General features: G+C 70.5%; 1 protein-coding gene. It reads right to left on the bottom strand.

Annotation, left to right across the window (positions count from 1 at the left end):
- Positions 1-2,653 (bottom strand): condensation domain-containing protein (locus Q664_RS43230; RefSeq protein ID WP_043410467.1); only part of this gene is annotated, 2,653 nt, incomplete at both ends.

The raw sequence follows: 2,653 nt of genomic DNA, 5'->3' as shown, positions 1-2,653 counted from the left end.
AGCCTCGGGCCGAGAGACAATGGCCTGGAGCAACACGTCCAGGTGGCCCACCATGCGAGAGGCGGTGGAGGGCTCGAAGAGCTCGGAGCTGAAGCCGAGCGTGCCACTCAAGCCCGCGTCGGACTCGAAGAGGGAGAGCTCGAGGTCGAAGCGAGCGACATGACTCTCCAGCTCCAGGGAGTGAAGGCGAAGCCCTGGGAGGGAGGCGGAGGAGAGGGGGTGAGGCTGGAGGGCGAGCATCACCTGGAAGAGGGGAGTGCTGCTCAAGTCACGAGAGGGGCGCAGCTCCTCGACGAGACGCTCGAAGGGCATGTCCTGGTGGGCGTAGGCGGAGAGCGTCGTCTCGCGTACCCGTTGCAGCAGCTGGCGGAAGGAGGGGTTGCCGTCGAGGCGGGCGCGAAGCACCAGGGTGTTGACGAAGAAGCCGATGAGGCCATCCAACTCGGGGCGAGGGCGGCCGGAGACGGGAGTGCCGAGGCAGAAGTCCACCTGGCCCGAGTAGCGGAAGAGGAGCGCCTGGAAGGCGGCCTGCAGCAGCATGAAGGGGGTGGAGCCCTCGGCGCGAGCCAGGGCCTTGAGTGCCTCCCAGCGCTCGGGGGAGAGACGCACGGGCAGGCTGGCACCGCGCTGGCTGCGCACGGAGGGGCGGGGCTTGTCGGTGGGCAACTCCAGGACGGAGGGAGCGCCGGAGAGCTGCTGCTTCCAATAGGAGAGTCCCCGCTGGAGGACGTCACCCTCGAGCCACTGGCGCTGCCAACGGCTGTAGTCGCCGTACTGCAGGGGCAGCGAGGGCAGAGGCGAGGGGCGGCCCTGGGAGAAGGCCTCGTAGAGGGAGGCCATCTCCCGCAGCAGCACGCCCATGGAGCCGCCGTCGGAGATGATGTGGTGCATCACCAGGACGAGGACGTGCTCGGAGTCGGACAGGCGCAGCAGGCTGGTGCGCAGCAGCGGGCCCTGGGCCAGGTCGAAGGGACGCCGAGTGTCCTCGAAGGCAATGCGCCGCACCTCGGCGTCGCGCTGCTCGGCGGGCAGTGAGGACAGGTCCACGTGCCGCAGCTCCGAGGGGAGCTCGGAATGGACAACGCGCCGGGGCTGGCCAGCTTCGGAGAGGAAGGTGGTGCGCAGGGAGTCGTGGCGACGCACCACCTCGGCCAGGCCGAGCTCCAGGGCGCGCGTGTCCAGAGGCCCCTGTAACCGCACGGCGGCGGGAATGAGCTCGTGGGTTTCACCCTGGGCGAGCTGCTCCAGGAACCACAGGCGCGACTGGGCGAAGGAGGGAAGCGAGTCCTCCTCATTCGTCTCGGAGGCGGAGGCCCGAGACAGGAGCAAGGAGCTGGAGGCCCGAGGAGCCTGCGAGGACAGGCGCTCGACGAGCTGAGCGAGGCTGGGGCCACTGAGCACCACCTCCATGGGAAGGGAGAGGCCCAGCCCCTTCTCCACCTCGTGGCTGAACTCCACCGCGGCCAGGGAGTCCAGGCCGTAGCGGGTGAGGGGCTCATGCACGTCCAACTGCTCGGGCTGCATGCGGAGCCGGCGAGCGAAGCGCGTGCGCAGCCATGCCTCGAGCGCTTCCGGTGATTCCGGCCGGGCCTCGGTCTCGGGCGTGGCCTCCGCCTGCGCGGCGGAGACGCTCATCGCCCCCGTCACCTCCTGCGCCTGCTCACGCCAGGCCGCTACCTCTTGCAGCTCTCCCGCGAGGAAGGCCGCGCGAGCGGCGCGACGCTGAATCTTGCCGCTGGACGTCTTGGGCAGGCTGCCTGGGGCGAGGAGGGTGAGCGCGTGCAGGCGCAACTCGTGCTGCTCGGCGATGCGCTGGCGCAGCGTGTGGGCCACCGACTCGACGCTCTCCTCCTGCTGGCGGCGCGTGTCGCGCTCGTACACCAGCACCAGCTGCTCCTCGCCTTCCACCTCCACCGAGAAGGCGGCACCGCACCCCGGCCGCAGCGCGGGCGTGGCCTGCTCCGCCGTCAGCTCCACGTCCTGGGGGTGGTGGTTGCGCCCGCGGATGATGAGCAGGTCCTTGAGACGGCCGGTGACGAAGAGCTGGCCGTCCTGGCGCAGGAAGCCCAGGTCACCGGTGCGCAGGAAGGGCCCCGCGCCGTCGGCGGTGTGGGCGAGGAAGTCGCGCTGGGTGTCCTCGGGGCGGCGCCAGTAACCCTGGGCAACGCTGGGCCCCTTCACCCACACCTCACCCACCTCGCCCCGCGAGCAGCGAGAGAAAGTCTCCGGGTGCACCACGAGCACTTCCTGCTCCGCGAGCGCCAGTCCGCAGCCCACCAGCACCTGACTGCGAGCCTGCTCCGCCTCCACGGCCACGGCGCGCCCCTCGCGCAACCGCTGCACGTCCAGGGCCTGCTGCTGGGGGAGAGCACCCACCTCACCGCCCGAGACGATGAGGGTGCCCTCGGCCAGGCCGTAGCAGGGGTAGAAGGCCTGGCGGCGGAAGCCGCTGACGGAGAAGGCCTGGGCGAAGCGCTCCAGGGTGTCGGCGCGGATGGGCTCGGCACCGCAGAAGGCGACTTCCCAGTGGCTCAAATCCAGGGAGGCGCGCTCGGCCTCGGTGGTTTTGCGCACGCACAAGTCGAAGGCGAAGTTGGGGCCACCGCTGATGGTGCCGCGCGTGCGGGAGACTTCCTCCAGCCAGCGCAGGGGG

The organism is Archangium violaceum Cb vi76 (assembly GCF_000733295.1).
Taxonomy (GTDB): domain Bacteria; phylum Myxococcota; class Myxococcia; order Myxococcales; family Myxococcaceae; genus Archangium; species Archangium violaceum.
The sequence above is the reverse complement of the archived record's forward strand: the minus strand, read 5'-3'. Positions and strand labels throughout refer to the sequence as shown.